The organism is Sulfurimonas lithotrophica (genome assembly GCF_009258225.1).
GTDB classification, from domain to species: domain Bacteria; phylum Campylobacterota; class Campylobacteria; order Campylobacterales; family Sulfurimonadaceae; genus Sulfurimonas; species Sulfurimonas lithotrophica.
In genome coordinates, this window is sequence record NZ_CP043617.1 from 1876209 (window position 1) to 1894220 (window position 18012).

At 31.4% G+C, this 18012-nt stretch carries 15 protein-coding genes; 4 read left to right on the forward strand and 11 right to left on the reverse strand.

Annotated elements, in window-relative coordinates:
- Nucleotides 1-18: 18 nt before the first annotated feature.
- Together FJR48_RS09400 and FJR48_RS09405 are read right to left on the reverse strand one after the other, a co-directional pair.
- Complete coding sequence (locus FJR48_RS09400) at nucleotides 19-450, reverse strand: DsrE family protein (RefSeq protein WP_152307879.1); 432 nt, start codon at nucleotides 448-450, stop codon at nucleotides 19-21.
- A 96-nt stretch (nucleotides 451-546) separates the two neighbouring features.
- Complete coding sequence (locus FJR48_RS09405) at nucleotides 547-1095, reverse strand: YbhB/YbcL family Raf kinase inhibitor-like protein (RefSeq protein WP_152307880.1); 549 nt, start codon at nucleotides 1093-1095, stop codon at nucleotides 547-549.
- Nucleotides 1096-1429: 334 nt separating this feature from the next.
- Between FJR48_RS09405 and FJR48_RS09410 the strand changes: the two genes are divergently transcribed.
- The gene (locus tag FJR48_RS09410; RefSeq protein WP_152307881.1) at nucleotides 1430-2731 is read left to right on the forward strand and encodes a 2-isopropylmalate synthase; all 1302 of its coding nucleotides are present in this window, start codon (nucleotides 1430-1432) and stop codon (nucleotides 2729-2731) included.
- Here the strand turns inward: FJR48_RS09410 and FJR48_RS09415 are convergent.
- Both FJR48_RS09415 and FJR48_RS09420 read right to left on the reverse strand, forming a co-directional pair.
- Nucleotides 2724-3236, reverse strand: a complete 513-nt coding sequence (locus tag FJR48_RS09415; protein ID WP_152307882.1) for a methylated-DNA--[protein]-cysteine S-methyltransferase — start codon at nucleotides 3234-3236, stop codon at nucleotides 2724-2726. The genes FJR48_RS09410 and FJR48_RS09415 overlap by 8 nt on opposite strands.
- Before the next feature lie 84 nt (nucleotides 3237-3320).
- Nucleotides 3321-3944, reverse strand: a complete 624-nt coding sequence (locus FJR48_RS09420) for a c-type cytochrome (RefSeq protein ID WP_188108570.1) — start codon at nucleotides 3942-3944, stop codon at nucleotides 3321-3323.
- Between the two features lie 123 nt (nucleotides 3945-4067).
- Here FJR48_RS09420 and FJR48_RS09425 point away from each other — a divergent pair, with 123 nt between their 5' ends.
- Nucleotides 4068-5261, forward strand: coding sequence for a cytochrome-c peroxidase (locus tag FJR48_RS09425; protein WP_152307884.1), 1194 nt, complete (start codon nucleotides 4068-4070; stop codon nucleotides 5259-5261).
- Here FJR48_RS09425 and FJR48_RS09430 read toward each other — a convergent pair.
- Genes FJR48_RS09430 through FJR48_RS09450 form a run of 5 tightly spaced genes read right to left on the reverse strand, consistent with a single transcriptional unit; the run spans nucleotide 5244 to nucleotide 13000 of the window.
- On the reverse strand, nucleotides 5244-5879 hold the full coding sequence (locus tag FJR48_RS09430) for a uracil-DNA glycosylase family protein (protein WP_152307885.1): 636 nt from the start codon (nucleotides 5877-5879) through the stop codon (nucleotides 5244-5246). The genes FJR48_RS09425 and FJR48_RS09430 overlap by 18 nt on opposite strands.
- 6 nt (nucleotides 5880-5885) lie before the next feature.
- Nucleotides 5886-9983 (reverse strand): NACHT domain-containing protein, encoded by a 4098-nt coding sequence (locus FJR48_RS12190; protein ID WP_188108571.1) that lies wholly within the window; start codon nucleotides 9981-9983, stop codon nucleotides 5886-5888.
- On the reverse strand, nucleotides 9980-10798 hold the full coding sequence (locus tag FJR48_RS09440) for a YihY/virulence factor BrkB family protein (RefSeq protein ID WP_152307886.1): 819 nt from the start codon (nucleotides 10796-10798) through the stop codon (nucleotides 9980-9982). Before FJR48_RS09440 ends, FJR48_RS12190 begins: the two co-directional genes overlap by 4 nt.
- A gap of 15 nt (nucleotides 10799-10813) precedes the next feature.
- Nucleotides 10814-12196 (reverse strand): FAD-linked oxidase C-terminal domain-containing protein, encoded by a 1383-nt coding sequence (locus FJR48_RS09445; protein WP_152307887.1) that lies wholly within the window; start codon nucleotides 12194-12196, stop codon nucleotides 10814-10816.
- Nucleotides 12197-12199: 3 nt separating this feature from the next.
- Nucleotides 12200-13000, reverse strand: a complete 801-nt coding sequence (locus FJR48_RS09450; RefSeq protein WP_152307888.1) for a plasminogen-binding N-terminal domain-containing protein — start codon at nucleotides 12998-13000, stop codon at nucleotides 12200-12202.
- A gap of 90 nt (nucleotides 13001-13090) precedes the next feature.
- Between FJR48_RS09450 and FJR48_RS09455 the strand changes: the two genes are divergently transcribed.
- Together FJR48_RS09455 and FJR48_RS09460 are read left to right on the forward strand one after the other, a co-directional pair.
- Nucleotides 13091-14284 (forward strand): peptidoglycan DD-metalloendopeptidase family protein, encoded by a 1194-nt coding sequence (locus FJR48_RS09455; RefSeq protein WP_152307889.1) that lies wholly within the window; start codon nucleotides 13091-13093, stop codon nucleotides 14282-14284.
- Entirely contained in the window at nucleotides 14277-14846 is a 570-nt protein-coding gene (locus tag FJR48_RS09460) for an NUDIX domain-containing protein (RefSeq protein WP_347402062.1), read from the forward strand. The genes FJR48_RS09455 and FJR48_RS09460 overlap by 8 nt, the downstream gene beginning before the upstream one ends.
- Here the strand turns inward: FJR48_RS09460 and FJR48_RS09465 are convergent.
- Together FJR48_RS09465 and zupT are read right to left on the reverse strand one after the other, a co-directional pair.
- Nucleotides 14839-17046, reverse strand: a complete 2208-nt coding sequence (locus FJR48_RS09465) for a PAS domain S-box protein (RefSeq protein ID WP_241856054.1) — start codon at nucleotides 17044-17046, stop codon at nucleotides 14839-14841. The genes FJR48_RS09460 and FJR48_RS09465 overlap by 8 nt on opposite strands.
- Nucleotides 17047-17167: 121 nt before the next feature.
- Nucleotides 17168-18010, reverse strand: coding sequence for a zinc transporter ZupT (gene zupT, locus FJR48_RS09470; protein WP_152307890.1), 843 nt, complete (start codon nucleotides 18008-18010; stop codon nucleotides 17168-17170).
- Between the last annotated feature and the right edge of the window lie 2 nt (nucleotides 18011-18012).

Consider the following 18012-nt stretch of genomic DNA (forward strand, 5'->3'; position numbering starts at 1 on the left):
CGGTTTAACCTTATTTTACTAAAAAGACAATGTTTGTGTATTTGGTGCAAACAGAGCACCGTATGCTTGTTCACCGCCTATTATTTTAACACCTTTTACGACATCTTTAGCTTTTACCTCTTGAAATTTTGCATTCATACCGCATACTACAACTGCTCCGCCTTTTTTTACTAAAGAGCTCAACATATCTTTTATAGAAGTATTAGTCGGTCCGAATTTTTCTTGGTTACCGTTTTTAAGAGCATACTTAACACTGTTTGAGTTAATAAACACTACCGTTTTCACACCTGCATCTTGCATAGCGTTTGCAATAGCCACACCGCTACCGCTTGCTTTAAAATTACCCGATGAGAGTGAGATTAAAAGACGTTTAGATTCGTCCGCCTGTAAGTTAAAAGCTAAAAGCATTGTTATAAACATTGCACCTATAAGTTTACTTATATTATTCATTTTTTCTCCTTTATATGAATGTAAGAAGAAGTTTAGAACAATGAAAAATATTCTTCTGTGACGCCAATCACAATAATGGATGTTATAACTTATAAATCAACGTTTATAGTAAGCCATAACAGAGCTTTTAGCAATAGTATGCATATTTATCATATATCCGACTAAGGCCGGATTCGCATTTTCGTCTAAATTAAGTTTTTCGGTATCAAGTGCATATACGGTTGTAATATAAGCATGTGGAGCATCACCTTGTGGCGGACAAGCACCTCCAAAACTGTTAGTACCAAAATCAGTTTTACTTTGGATGCTACCCTTTGGAAGTGAATTTAAAGAACTGGCATTTGTGGAGATTTTTTTAGTATCTTTTGGTATGTTAAAAACAACCCAGTGCCACCACCCACTGCCTGTTGGTGCATCTGGATCATATACGGTTACTGCAAAGCTTTTCGTACCCTTGGGCGGATTTTTCCAGCTAAGTTCAGGGGAGATATTTTCTCCCGTGCATCCAAAGCCGTTAAAAACTTGACTTGATGATATCTGACCTATCATAGAATCACTCTTTAGAGTAAAACCATCGGCAGATAAAGTTTGAGAAAACAACACAGAACTAATCAAAAATACTATTTTAGAAAACCTGGATTTCATATTTTTTCCTTTAAATCACTGTTTTAAATAGATTATACTATGATTTAATTAAAAGATTAAGTGACTAAAGTTACATCTTCCACACAACAGTTTTGCTAAAAAACAAATAATCTGCTAAAATTTTAAAATCAAAATTAAAGGAGAGACTATGAAAAGTCGTAATATACATATTTCAAAAACCATGTCAGGCATCCGTTCTGCAAAAGTTTCTCTCCTCTTATTACACTTACTCTAATTTTTCACAAATTTTTTTAATTCATATTTAGTTTTGCCGTTTTGCGGTGTATCACACACCTATAGGCATTTTATTTTTTTACATTGTTAAGGACAAATTATGTGTACACATATAAAGTACAAGCCGTATCCAACGGTAAAATTGGAAAATAGAGAGTGGCCAAATAATACTGCCACAGTTGCCCCAAGGTGGGTAAGTACGGATTTGAGAGACGGCAATCAAGCGTTGGCAAATCCTATGGGGATAGAACAAAAGATTTCTTATTTTAAAATATTAGTTGAGTTTGGATTTAAAGAGATCGAGATCGCATATCCGAGTGCATCACAAACGGAGTTTGATTTTTGTCGCAGGTTGATAGATGAGGATTTAATTCCGGATGATGTAACGGTAGGGATTTTAACGCCTTCAATCGAGCGCCATATTAAAAGAAGTTTTGAAGCATTACAAGGTGCAAAACATATAAACATGCATCTATACAACCCTACAGCTTCAAATCAAAGAGAGGTAGTTTTTAATCGCAGTAAAAAAGAGATAATAGACTTGGCTCTTGAAGGTGTAGTCATAATCAAAAAAGAGGCAGAGAAGTTTAAAGGTGATGTAGTTTTTGAATATTCTCCCGAGAGTTTTTCACAAACGGAATTGGAGTTTGCATTAGAAGTTTCAAACGAAGTTATAAAAGCATATGCTCCAACATATAAAAAACCTATGATTTTGAACTTGCCAAATACACTAGAAGCCAGCTCACCAAATATCTATGCAGATAGAATAGAATGGATGAGAAAAAACATTAACAACATAGAAAATGTAACTATCAGCGTGCATCCACACAACGACAGAGGATGTGCGGTAGCCAGTGCGGAACTTGCTGTTTTGGCAGGTGCACAGAGGGTTGAGGGTACTATCCTTGGAAACGGTGAGCGTGCAGGAAATGTTGATTTGATAACTTTGGCATTTAATTATTATTCGCAAGGGATAGACCCAAGATTGGATATCAAAAAAGTAGATGATATATTAAACAGGGTTACTGCCATCAGCGGTTTAAGTGTGCAAGAGAGGCATCCGTATGTAGGTTCTATGATATATACCGCTTTTTCAGGCACACACCAAGATGCCATAAAAAAAGGTATGCATCATTATAAACAAGGAGACAAAAAAACTTGGAATGTTCCGTATTTGCCAATAGACCCGCAGGATATAGGCAGAGACTATAAGAATTCCATACGTATAAACTCACAGTCTGGAAAAGGCGGTGTCACATATATATTAAAAGAGGTTTTTGGTATAGATGTTCCAAATGAGATGCAGGCGAAGTTAACCCAAGAGGTAAAAACAATTTCGCAAGAAAGAGGAAAAGAGATAAGTAATGAAGAGTTATTTGATATTTATAAAAACATCAGTTAAAAAGATTGTTCTCTAACTCAAGCAGTTTTTTCTTTAAGTCTAAACCACCTGCATAACCTGTAAGGCTACCATCGCTTCCTATGACTCTGTGACATGGGACTATGATAGCTATACAGTTTGCACCGTTTGCATTTGCCACCGCTCTAACTGCTTTTTCGTTACCAATGTTGTTTGAGAGTTCCAAATAAGAACTTGTTTTACCGTAAGGTATTTTAAGTAAAGCGTCCCAGACGCTTTTTTGAAAATCTGAACCTACTAAAAGAAGAGGGATATCAAACTCTTTTCTATTCATACTAAAATATTCGTCAAGCTGTTTTTTACACTCTTTTATTACGGCACTTGTTTGTTCTACATAGATTGCTTTTAGGGTTGATTTAAGTCGCTTATCTATCGTTTCTCTCTTTTTTCTGTACCTGAAATCCAACAAACAAAGTTTATTCTCAAACGAACCTATAATAAACTCGCCAAATGGTGTTTTATGATACTCTATACTTATCTGTTTCATTTTCAATCCTTTGTATTTAGTATATAGTATCAAAAATTGATTACTCATAGAAAAAAAATTTCAATTTGTCATATTTATAAAAGCTTATTTTTGGATGCTCCTAATATAAGTCGCCAATGCTTTTATCTGCATCTCTGAAAGTTTTTCCCAGAAGAAATCAGGCATTGTACCGATAACACCTTTTTTACCGTTTTTTAGTACTGTTGCTACAAGCTCGTCACTGTATTCTTTAATATTTGGAGCTACATATGAAATTCCCTCCCCACTCTCATCATGACAAGTTGCACAAACCATCCATGATTTTGGTTTTTTCCCTTTGAGAGAGTTTGCAACGTATTTTGCAAGTTCTTTTGCATCTGTATCATTCACAAGTCCTGCGGGCATTCCCGATGGGTAGATGCTTTTAAAATTGTTTGAACCGTTTTGTATAATATCAAGTACCGTTTTTTCCGCTATTCTTTTTGTATGATTATGGGCTTTGCCGTTGTTCCCTTCCCCGTTCATACCGTGACATGATGAGCAAAAAACTTCATATGTTTGTTTGCCTATAATTTTGAGTTTTTTTTCATTCGTTGCATTTACGGCACTTAGTTTTAACTCTGCATTTGTAGAAAACGTATCTAAATTAACCAACTCCAAAGCTACAATAACCTTTGAAAACAGTATAATTACCAACAGTCCAAAACCGCCTACAAAAAAATACTTCATAATTTTTCTCCTATATTTAATGATAAAAATATAACTGCATCTATTATTTTTATATGTGACGCCCATCACATAAATAAAACCGGATATCCAATATGATTTGTAAATTAGAATAAGGAGGATTCCATGAAATACATTTTATTTATATTATTGGTTATTAATCTCTTTTCAAACGATGATTTAAAGCTTGTGGAGCTAGCTTATGATAGCGGTTTAAAACCTGTTCCGCAGAACTTTGAATCTTTGTTAAAAGATTTGGATACAGATGCAGATAGTCTCTCAAAAGATAAAATAAAGCTTGGTAAAAAACTCTTCTTTGAAAAAGATCTTTCATTAGCAAAAGATATCAGCTGTGCATCATGTCATAACTTTAACTTAGGCGGTGCAGATGCAAAACCTACTGCAATAGGGCATAAAAACCAAGAGAATCCATTTCATCTAAATACGCCTACCGTTTTAAATACGGCTTTTTCAAAAAAGTTTTTTTGGAATGGAAGAAGCCAAACACTAAAAAACCAAGCAAAAGGACCACTACAAGCAGCTTTTGAGATGTCTATAACTCCAGCTTTAGCTGAGAAAAGAATCTCTCAAAATAAAGCCTATAAACAGATGTTTATAGATGCATTTGGAAATGATGAAGTTACATTTGAGAAGATTGCAGATGCAATATCTACATATGAAAAGATTCTAGTTACGCGGGGAAGATATGATGATTATTTACTTGGTTACTTTGATAAACTAACACAAAATGAAAAAGACGGACTTAAAATTTTCATAACAAAAGGATGTGTAGGTTGTCATAACGGTATTGGTCTTGGAGGTCAAGCTCTAAGGAAGTTTCCCTTATCTTACCACACCGTTTGGAGTATGAAAAAACCAAAAGAGATAAAAGAACTTCTGGATAAATATAATAAGTACCTAAGTGGTTTAAGTAGTTTTAAATCATTAAACAAAAGTGATGTTAAAGCTTTAAAAGACGGCTTTTTTACACAAATAGAAGAAAAAAAAGTTTTAAAAGTTATGAGATCATCTGCTTGTGATGAGTGTCATGAAAAAAGCACAAATGATATATTTCCTTTTGGGAACAGGGGTGGGTTTACAGGTTCACAAAAACCTAAAGGATACTTTAGAGTACCGCTACTTAGAAATGTTGTAGATACAAAGCCTTATTTTCATAACGGTGAAGTAAAAGAGCTAAAAGATGCAATCAAGATTATGGGGAAACATCAAGTAAGAATAGATTTAAGTGATGATGAAATTGAAAATATAATAGCTTTTTTAAAATCAGTTAACGGTAAGATTTTAGATTTTACAAATTAAACTATATTGTTTTAAACGTAACTCATTTTTGTTTGGGGTTTTTCTAATCTCTTCACGCAAACCTCTTGCCCATGATGGTGATGGCGAGTAAAGTATGGTAAGTTCAAGTGTTTTGTTATCTAAGTCAATACTCTGCATCTCACGTGAACGCAAATCAAACTTTGTTTTTGTAGCTTTTTGAAAAAGCTCGGCTACAAACCTGCCTGAGAAAAAGATACGAAGTTTTTTGTGTTTGTTTTTCTCTAGCAAACTTAAAACATCTACTAAGACAATATTATACAAATCTCCATCGCTTGCCCCGCAACCTTCAGCCCTACTACACTGCTCAATAGTATCAAAAATTCCGATACTGTTTTCTTTAAAAAAGTTTTGTCGCTTCTCTTTTGTGCTTAAAGACTTTTTACTTTTACAACTCTGCTCTAAAAGGCTCCAAAAAGCATTATAACGACTGCCGTAGTACCAATCAACATCACCCTCTTTTAGCTTTTTAAAAGCAAAACGTGCAGGTGGGGTATTGCCTATTATCAGTGTTTTTGCATCTACAACATTAAAAGGTTCATACGGATGCTTATAATGACAAAATGTATGAATATCGCTTTTTCTATAAACTTTTTGCATCTAAATTCAATTTTTACAATCAATGTCGACTACAGTTATCTTCTCTTCCTTATCATAAAGTTTAGATAATTTAGCAATTTGGCTTTCAAATACTTTTTTGGACTTTTTAATATTAAAGATTATAAATATTCCATAATCAGAATTAGTAGCTCCTATATAAGTATTTAATTTCGTTTTATACTCTTTAGCTTTTTTCCCTCCTCCAGCTTCTTGATTACTAGACAATTTTAACTCTAACAAGATTTGACCTACAAATCCATAACTAATTGTAAAATCAGCTCTTTTATCATCCATTGTTTGCTCTTCTCTTTTTATTCTTATATCTGTATCTCTTAATCCTTTTTTCAATAATGCTAATTCAATTTGAGGTTTTAATGTTTTTTGTATAAAATCTTCTGCATTTTGATTTTGATCTTTTTTAGATAGTTCCTCTATATATTTATATGCTCCCTCAACTTCTATCCAATATCTAATCTCTTTAGCTATCGCTTCTTTCACTGTTTCAAGTAAATGTAAAGCAGAATTAACAACTAAATACTCATTCTCTTTAGATTTTTTATAAGATTTAATAGCCTCCATTATATGTTTTGGTTTGGCAAGTTCTTTTAAATAAACATCTTTTAATTCTTTAAATTTATACTCAAACCAATTTAAACTTGTTTTTGATTTATTTTCTTGTAAAAATTTTTCTATTTCAATTAATGGCTTAAATGATTCTTTATGGTTTAAGTGCTTTAAGTGTCTAAAAACAATCTCTTCAAAAAAAGAAGCATTTAAATCTTTACTTTGACTTCTTAAACCTATCGCTATATCTAATAGTTTTTTATCTTCTTCTATATCATAGTCAATATTTATAAGAGTATGCACTATTTTATTTTCCACTCTATCTAATTCTAATGGCGTACTCCATAAACTAGATGCACTTTCAGAAATTTCTGTTTCTACTCCTTTTTTTATGACTATCTCAAATATTTTTTTAATAGCTTCTTTATCATCAAAATTTTTAACTAGAGCTATTAACATATCCTCATATAATTCATCTTCTTTACCATTATCTTCTAAATATTTTTGAATAATCTCTTGTGTCAAAACTTTTTTTGGTAAAATGTTAATTATCTGTTCATGGATATATTCTTCTATTTGTGAGTTGTTTAACATCTTAAGAAGTAGTGGTTCGGCTTCTTTTATTTTTGAAGTTTTATAAAATTTTATAAAGTTCTGCGGATGATAGATATCTAAATCATCATCTCTTTTTTCTCCTGAATATACATCTATTATATCTTGGATTGCTTTTGGAGACGGATTTGAAGCAAGTTTTAGTGTAGCTTTATATTCAGAGTTTATATCAAACGGTAAATGTCTAAATATATTATCAATCAAGTCTTGGTCTGTTAATTCTTCATTTTCTTTATGTAAAAGTTTTATTGCTTTTTTGTAAAAATGGATACCTTTAATAGATGCAGTACTTCCATTAACTGTAACTTTTCCATCAAGTGGGTTATTAAATTTTATAATATCTTTTGCAATATCTATTGTTCTATTTTTATTAATTTCAAAATTTTCACATTTTTCAAGTCTTTCTTTATTATTAATATAAAAAGCAAATAAATCTGTTTGAAATATTTTAGGTTCTGGTTCTATTTTATGTTCCCAAACTTTACAGAGTTCTATCTGTCTATTTCTTTCTTCTTCAATAGCCTCATCTTCATATTTTTTAGAATTTTCTTTTGCTTCTTTTATCTCTTTTTTATAAAGTTTCTCTATTTTATTTTTTACATTTTTATCAATCTCATCACTAAAATAAAATCTATAACCCATAAAATTACTTAAATTACTTTTCTCATTTTCATCATCTATCTTTTTTAATTTTTTATAAATTTCATCAAAATTTTTATTATTGAAATACTTTGATAAATCAAAATGAATAATATTTTCAATTTTAAAATAATATAGTTTTCCATCTAAGTAAGCTTGATAAACTTCATCAATAAGTTCAAAAATAAAACTCTCATCTTTCTCAAGTATTGCTTTTAATAACTCTTTAAACAAGTGCTTACGATTATTCCCATAATGAGTTTCTGTTTTAATTAATAAGTTCACTATCAGCTTTTTTGATAATGTTAAAACTTCATCATTAAGATTATTTTGAATATTTGATATAAATTGTTTTATATCATCTTGAAATCTATCTTTATAACTCTCATGTAAAATATAGTTTAAATCTTTTTCTCCATCTTTTGAAGTTATTTTTTCTAAAATATACTGTATCCCCTCTTGAGTATTCACTTTGGATATATAACGTACATTATCATCTAATCTAGTAGCTCTGTCAATTTTATTGTTCTTAAATTGTTGATCACATTGAAAATATATATCAATACTAAACTTATCATTTGGAGATATCTTATTACAGGCTCTTGAATATTCATGCTGAACTTCTATACCATTTTTAAAAATATAATATATACCTTTCATCCATTCGAAGTCATTTTTCATAAGTATAGAACAACTAGATATTATGGTACGATGGAAGTATTTATAATCTTTTACATCAAGTTTTAGCCATTCTAAAAATTTACTTTTCCAGAACACTAATTGACTTTCTAAAAGCCAACCATACTTTGACAACTCTTCGATTATTTCTATACAATTACTAACTTTAATTCTATTGGTATATATTGATATATCACATTCTATAGAATCTACTATTTTTTGATAATGCTCATCCTCAATATAAAAATGTATTAGTTTATTTGGAGTTAACCACTGATTATGTTCATAATAGTAATCAAATACAACGTTAAATATTCTTGATTTAATTTTTTTATCTATTAATCTTGGGTCTATACTTGTAATTACACTAAAGTATCCATCACGCAAAACTTTATTAGAGTTTTTTTCCAAGAAATCTAGAATAATATTTATCATAGAAGGATGTTGTTCTAATACAAATGGCATCACATAAAACCAATTTGCATAAACTTCTTGGAAATGTGGTTCAACTGCCATATCAAAAAACACTTGTTCTATTTTTTCAAACCTTCCTAACTCTTTAGCAGCTAAAAAGTCTAAAAACTGTTGATTTTCAAACTCTAAAAAGTCAATATTGTCCTTTAAAAGACTTTTATCACTCAACTTTTCTATTAATCCTTTACCAGTAAAAATATTTCCTAAATTTAACTCTTTAAATACTGTAAAAAAGTCATCTTTACTAATCTGCGAAATTTGAAAGATTTTCATGATTAAAGCAAGTTCTTCTAAAACTCTTTTTATTGTATGATTCTCAGATTCTGGGTATTTTTTATCTCTTTCTTTATCTATTTTTCTATATATAAATTCTTCAAATATTTCACTTCTTGATAAATCAACTATCTCATCAATATTTTTATTTTTAATAATCTCACTAAAATAATATAAATATCTAGGTATGGTTAAATAATCGTATAAATTCCCTAATTTAGATTTATATTCAATCTCTTCTATCTGTACTTTGTTAAGACCACTATCTTTTAAATAATCAAAAACCTGCTTTTCATAAAAGCTATCAAGATTTATATACTCAAAAGCTATCTTTGATAAATCATATTCGACTTTTTTCAGATGATGTGTTCTACAAGAAACAAAAAGTTTTATATCTGGATTATTTGAAATAAACTCTTCTACTTGTTCAAGAAAATCATAAAGTTTTGAAAAAGGTAATTCATCTAAAGCATCTAAACAAACTATAGAATTTTTATCAAGAGTAAAATCATCTGTATTTGAGAGATAAACTGTCTTCTGTAGTTTTTCTTCTGAAATATTCTTTTCGACTACTTTACATTTTTGTATACTCTCTTGTATCGAATTTTTGATTTGTTTTGAATCTATAAAAAAGACTTTTGCATTATTATCACTTCCTCTTAAGACAAGTTCCTTTAAAAGTCTTGTTTTACCGAAACCAGGTTCTGCAACAACCATTACGTATTTTAAAGAGTATAATTCAATAAAGTTTGGATTTGATTTTTTATCATCAAAATAAGACATTGTAGGATTATTATAGTTTTTAAGATAATGATTGTAATCTAAAAACTTTGTCATATTTTGAATAATGTATTTATTTCTCATTTTAAACTCTTTTTATTATTTAAATAGTTACACAACCTAAGCCCATGCAAAAAGATAAACCAAGATACATATATCCATAAAAATAAAAAGATTACGATTGAAAAAGAGCCGTACAAAGTAGTATATGATTTATTTATAAAGATGTAATATATAAACATATTTTTTATAATTGTAAAAGCGACAGAAACTACAAAAGAGCTTATAAAAGCAGCACCAAACTTTATCTTTACATTTGCCGATAATTTAAAGAGTATAAAAAACAAAACCCAAATGATTATATTTGGAATAATAGGCAAAATATCTATACTTGATGTATAGGTATTCATAGCCATAGCAGATGCTATATATACAGATATCGAAAAAGCAACGGCTAAAGATAAAGGGGTTATTATTATCATCAAAATGTAGATGCTAACACTGTGAATAAAATCTCTTTGGGGTGCTTTAAAAATATTATTTACGATATATTCGTAGGTTTGAAAAAACAAAAGTGAAGATACAAAAAGCATACTAAAACTAAAAACACCCATCTCCACCGAATTTTGTAAAAAATCATTTATATAGCCCATGATTATCTCATGGTTTACAGGTAGAAAATTAGCAAGTATTATATTTTGAATCTCTTTATACACATCCAAGAAAAAGTCCATAGACGTCAAAAAGGTCATTAAAATTAAAAGCAAGGGGATAAGTGCAAAGATAGAGTAAAAGCTAAGTGAAGCTGCATCTAGGGTTAGTTCCCTATCTAGTGCAACTCCATAAACTTTTTTTAGTTTTTTAAAAAGTTCTAAAAGATTAGTTTTTCGTATATCCATAATATGGATTATACACTAATTAAGTCCCATTTTCGCAGGATTTAAAATGTTGTTTGGATCAAATGCCGCCTTTATAGATTTGAAAAGATTCATCTCTTCATCTGTAAATGCCATACCCATATACGGAGCTTTTGCAAGCCCGATGCCGTGTTCACCTGAGAGTGTACCGCCTAAATCAACTGTAGCTTGAAAAACCTCTTCTATAGCTTGATAAGCTATTTTTACCTGTTCAGGGTCACTTCCGTCAACCATTACATTTGTATGTACGTTTCCATCACCCGTATGTCCAAAACAAGGGATATTTATTTTATATTTATCGGCTATTGCATAAAACTTCTCTAAAAGCTCAGGCAGTACTGCACGAGGTACTGTTACGTCTTCGTTTAGTTTTTTACTTCCATAAACACTAAGGGCTGGAGATGCATTACGTCTTGCAAACCAGATATCCGCAGCTTCCTTTTCATCTTTTGCTATTTTAAACTCGGTACATCCGTTTTCAAAGAAAACTTTCTCGATTTGAGCAAGTTGAAAGTTTAAATCATCTTCTAGGTTTCCATCTACATCCGTTACTAACAGTGCTCCTGCATCTACAGGAAGACCTTTGTTAAAAGTCTGCTCAACCGCACGAATAGTCAGGTTGTCTAAAAACTCCATCGCAACAGGCGTAACACCGCTTGCCATTGTTTTATAAACCGCATTCATAGCACTCTCAACACTCTCAAAAATACCCATAGCCGTTTTAGTCATCTTTGGTTTTGGAATAAGACGAAGAGTTATTTCACTAAGTACCGCCAAAGTTCCCTCAGATGCAACTAAAATACCGCTTATGTTATATCCTGCTACGTCTTTTATGGTACGTTTTCCCGCTTTAATTACATCACCGTTTGGAAGGACTGCACGCGTAGCCATTACATAGTCTTTTGTAATTCCATATTTTGCGGCACGCATACCGCCCGCATTTTCACTCACGTTCCCACCGATTGTCGAGTAGTCTTGAGATGCAGGATCAGGCGGATAAAAAAGACCTACCTCTTCTACCGCTTTTTGCAAGTCCATATTTATAACACCCGGTTGAACAACTGCTACCATATTTTTAAGATCTATCTCTAAAATCTTATTCATATGTTTCTCCATAGCAAGAACAATCCCTCCGTTACTTGGAAGTGCACCACCCGTAAAACCGCTTCCAGCTCCGCGAGGTACTATGACTATTTTATGCTCGTTACAGTATTTTAATATCTTTGAAATATCTTCTTCATTTCTTGGAAAAACTACCGCATCAGGCTCAAACCTCTCACGTGTAGCATCATAAGAGTATGCGATTAAGTGGGCTTTATCGCTGTAAATATTTTCACTTCCAACAATATTTTCAAAATGTTTTATATGTTTATTTTCCATTATTTAATCCTCTATCTCAAATTCGTTCAATAAATCATGAAGCTTTTTATCGGAATTTTTTATTATCTCAAAAAGTGTTTTATTTTTTGGATTATGTTTTACCATTAAAGAGAAATAATAAGGCTCATAATCTTCCAACTCATCACTTCCCTTGCCGAACCATGCTTCATTAATCTTATCTATACGGCTATAAAAAGGTAGCTTAATACTCTTTTGTTCTAATGAAATTTCTGAAATATTTAATATTTTAAAGCTTCTTGCATCTAAGGTATAAAGTTTTTTTTCTAGGTAAAAAAAGAAAAGTCCGACATTTGCTGATATACTCATCTTTTTAAAGTCTTCTTCAACAGGTGTCGGATGCCCGCTAATAGATAATATTGTCGCAAAAATATCTGGATGTATCCACTGAACCGTATTGGCATTTTTTGTTATTTTATTATAAATATCTTCGTTTGGAGCTACTAAAAGTGCACGGGAATATCCAAAAGCCAAAATAGCTTTATCGCCTGCTTTAACACTCCACTTACCGTGTGGAAGAGCAGAATGCTTTAAGTCATCATAGTCACTAAGTTTTAAAACGGCAATTTTAGTATTTTCATCATAACTATTAACTATAGCATTTCTTAAAATACTTGTATGCTCATCCGTAAACTCGTGAACGATAAAACCGCTCATCCCTATTTCTATTTTATCTACTTTTATTGTAGCTGTTGTTTGCTCCTCATCTACACTTAAAATCGTTGATTTTAAAACAGAACCGTACATGGACGTTAATAAAAAAACTAATACAAATATATACTTCATCTAACTTCTTTTTATAATTTTAATGCGATTATATCGCAACTAAGCTAATTTTTGATAAGGTTACAAAAATAATTTTTATAGGTTTAGTATTTGTTTCGTGTTTTTATACTTTTTTTATTATTTATAACTTCTCTTTTTGGTTCACGCGTAGATTCTTTTAGATGGCCTGACGGCATATCTTATCTTATGTTTCTTGAACAACATAAACTTCCGGTTGAAGAGCTTTATTACGAGCTTGATAAGGACGATCAAAAACTTTTAGAAGAGGTACGTGCCGGTACAAACTGTCAAAACCTAGTATCACAAGAGGGTGAGGTGCTTCAAACTCTTATACCTATGAATGACGAACTTCAGATACATCTTTATAAACACAAAGGCAAGTATCATTTTGAAATAATACCGATTATTAGTGAGACAAGACGTGAAGCATTTGTTTTAAAAATAACACACTCGCCATACCTCGATATCATTAGAGAAACAGGTAGTAAAAAACTCGCACAAATTTTTGTAGCAAACTACAGATACTCGCTTAATTTTAAACGCGACCTTCGCAAAGGCGATACTCTAATCATGATGTATGACCAAAAATATCGTCTTGGAAACCCTTTTTCCATGCCTATTTTAAAAGCTGCCATGATAGAGATGCGTGGTAAAAAACATTATATTTATCATAATTCTAAAGATGACAGATACTACAATAAAGAGGGTCACGAAGTTGAAGGATTTTTACTTGCACGCCCCGTAAAACACGCTAGAATCTCTTCATACTTTACAAAAAGACGTTTCCACCCTATCTTAAAAAAATATCGTGCACACCTTGGTGTAGATTATGCGGCACGTCGCGGTACTCCTATTGTTGCAGCAGGTAGCGGCAGAGTAATTTTTAAAGGTCGTACACGCGGTTACGGAAACTTGATTAAAATAAGGCACTCCGATGGATACGTAACGCTTTATGCACATTTAAAATCTTTTAGACGCGGTATCAAAAAAGGGAAATACGTAAAAAAAGGACATACCATAGGTTATGTGGGCAGTACAGGTCTATCAACCGGTCCGCATCTGCACTTTGGTCTTTATAAACACGGTCGTGCCATAAACCCTCTGCGTGTCGTTCAGGTAACTACAAAAAAACTAAAAGGTAAGGCAAAAAAAGAATTTGTAGAACTTAAAAATAACTACAACAAAAGTATAGATATACATTTAGAAAACTTTACAAACTATATCAAAGAGCCAAAACCCGATAGTGTTTGTTACTTCTACGGGGAGAAAACAGTTTGTGAATAAATTTACAACTATAGATAAAATCAGCCCTCTTGAAGATCCAAGTTATATTAAACCTATGAAAATAGACTATACGTATAAGGGTAAAAAAAAGATTTGGGAAGCAGTCTTAAGCCATGACAGTGTATCTATAATACTATATAATAAAGATAGGGATGCCTTTATTATTGTAAAACAGATGCGTATCCCTGTATTAAATTCAAACAAAACAAACGGTGAGATGTATGAGCTTTGTGCGGGACTTGTTGATAAAGACAAACCAAAAGTGCAAATTGCGAAAGAGGAAGTTTTTGAAGAATGCGGTTACGATATAGACGTAAACTCAATCAAAAAAGTAACCTCTTTTTATACAAGCGTAGGTATAAGCGGAGCGAAACAAACACTTTACTATGCCGAGTGTGACGATAGTATGATAGTCAATGACGGCGGAGGTTTAATAGAAGAGGACATTGAAGTACTTTATATACCTCTAAAAGATGCAAAAGATTTTATGTTTGATAAAAATTACCAAAAAACTCCCGGGTTAATGATGGGCTTTTACTGGTTTTTTGATAATATTAAATAGACTCTTTATATTTATTTCTAATATCTATAAATTTTTCTTTGTTTTCTAAAAATAATTTTACTAATACTGGATCAAAATGTTTACCGCTTTGTTCTTTAAAAAGATTAAATATTTTTTCATCATCCCATGCTTTTTTATATACTCTGTCGCTTCCTAATGCGTCAAATACGTCAGCTATAGCTGTAATACGACCGAATATATGTATATCTTCGCCTTTTAAACCTCTTGGATAACCGCCTCCATCCCATTTTTCATGATGTTCATGTGCAACAACTGCCGCAGCATTTAATAGTTTCCTCTCAGACACTTTTAAGACGCTATACCCTATTTCAGAATGTGACTTCATAATATCAAATTCTTCTTCGGTTAACTTTCCGGGTTTTTTTAAAATTGCATCCGATATGGCTACCTTCCCTATATCATGCATAGGACTAACTATAAAAATAGTTTCAGCTTCTTCATCACTTAAACCATATAAACTAGCTAAAAGTTTTGAATACTCTGCCACTCTTTTAACATGATAACCTGTTTCTTGACTTCTACTCTCACCTATTTCACCCATCTTATATACAATCTCTTTTTGTGTATCTTCTATCTCTTTATGCATATTTGTCAGTTCGGTTATATCATGCATCAAATGTAAATGCTCTTTAATAATACCTTCTGCATTCTTTATGGGGTAAACTATGGTATCAAGGTAATAAGCTGAGCCGTCTTTAGCTATATTTGTAAACAAAATAGCTTTATGTTTTCCTTTTGCCAATATTTCTTGAAGTTTTTTGCAATCACCTTCTTTTATATGTTTTTCATCTCTTAATGATTGACAGTTTATACCTATTAGCTCATTTAGGGAATATCCGCTGAGTTTACAAAAATTATCATTCGCATAAGTTATAATATTGTCTGTATCCGTTTTTAGAATCGCAGTAAATTTATCTGTAGCATTTTCGTATTCTTGAGACAACTTTATAGAATGTGCCAAATCTAACTGAGAACCTTTTAGTTTGTCTTTAAAATATTTTTTTACTTCTTCTTCTTCCGTAATATCATGTCTTAGTGCAATATATTCTTCTATTTCACCGTCTGCATTTATTATAGGTTTTATTAGAGCATCTACCCAGTAAAAACCTCCGTCTTTTTTTCTATTTTTAACTTTTCCTCGCCACGATTTTTTTAACTTTTTGATAGTATGCCACATATCTTTAAAAGTTTCTTTTGGCATCTCAGGATGTCTTAGAATATTGTGATTTTTTCCTATAAGTTCATCTTCTGAATATCCTGAAATTTCACAAAATGACTTATTTACATACGTGATAATACCAAAACGGTCTGTTTTTGAAACGATTGAACTTTCATCTACAGTATCTTTGTACTCTTGTAAAAGTCTAACCGAACATAACAACTCATCATTTTTTCTTTTATAATCTATCCACAAATCAACTTTTAATACTAACTCTTCTGCGACTATAGGTTGAGTTATAAACTCTACTATTCCGCTTTTCATTCCGTCTCTAATCGTTGAAGCTTCAAAACTGTCGGAAAGTAAAATAACGGATATTTTATTTTTAGTAGATATATAACTGTGGTTTTGCATAAACTCTATAGCATCTATACTTTCTGTTGTTTGGTCAAATATTATTAAATCTACTAAATGCTTTTGAACTAATTCAACAACGTTTTCTTCATTTTCGGTAGTAATAATATTGTAAAATCGATTTTTTAACAATTTGCCAAGATAAGTCTTTACATCTTTAGACTCAGAAACAATCAATACGGTACTTTGCTTATTTTTTTCAAGTTGTTCGATATTCATTATAACCTGAGGAATTTTATGTGCAAAATTAAGATCTTTTACAATAAAGTCAATTACACCTTTTTGATAAGTTTGTTCCCTAAATTTAGGATCTTCCTCCCCCGTTAAAACAAATATTCTTTCATCAGAGTTTTTAAGCTCGTTTATTAACTCATAACCGTTACCGTCAGGCAAATTAATATCAAGCAATATATAATGGATTTTTTCTTTTTTTAAAATTTCTCTAGCTTCATTTAAACTATATGCATTAAAACAATTAAATCCTCTTAATGACATCTCCATAGTTATCATTGTATTGGTTACTTTAGAGTCTTCTATTATTAAAACATTATAATTGGAAGGTTGAAAGTTTATATTTACAAAAGTATTACAAACATTTAATGACAAAACATACCTTTTTTATTTTCTTATCTATGGATAAAACTTTAGTAATATATTGTAATTTAATTTAACTTTGGTTTAATTTCGACTTTTGATATATACATATTAAACATGAATTTAATAAGAATTAATTAATTATTTTAAAAAACAGCAGACTAAATGCCATCACTCCCATACCCAATACAATTCCAATAATTGTAGTATGGGAATTTCCATATATACGGGCGGCAGGGAGAAGCTCATCAAAACTAATATATATCATTATGCCTGCTACCAATCCAAAAGTAAGTCCAAGTGTAAGGTCTCCCATTAGCGGCAGCAAAATAAAAAAACCTATCAATGCACCTATAGGTTCGGCTATTCCGCTTCCAAAAGCATAGTAAAAAGCTTTCTTTTTATCTCCCGTCGCATGGTAAATAGGCAACGATACAGCCATCCCTTCGGGAATATTATGAATAGCTATAGCGATAGCTATGGGAATACCGAGTGCCAATCCGTCAAGTGCGGAGACAAAAGTAGCAAAACCTTCGGGAAAATTGTGTATACCTATAGCTATAGCGGTAAATACTCCTGTTCTTTTTAGAGTTTGCTTATTGATGGTGCTATCATCGTTTTCTTTTAATTCACCGAGTTCTTTATTCGATTTTAGTTCATGTGGATTTACATCATCGGGAATCATCCAGTCAATAAAAGCGGCTATTCCTATACCGACAAAAAAAGTTATAAGGGCAAATACTTCCCCCGTAAGTTCACCGTATATTTTTGCAAAACCGCTTTGTGATTTGATCAGTATTTCCGCAAAAGAGATATAAATCATAACTCCTGCAGAAAAACCCATCCCTACAGATAATATTTTATAGTTATTATCTTTTGAGAAAAATGCTATAACAGCCCCTATACCTGTGGACAAACCTGCCAGTACGGTTAAGAGCAATGCTGAAAAAAACACTTCAGGCGTTATAGCTTGCATCA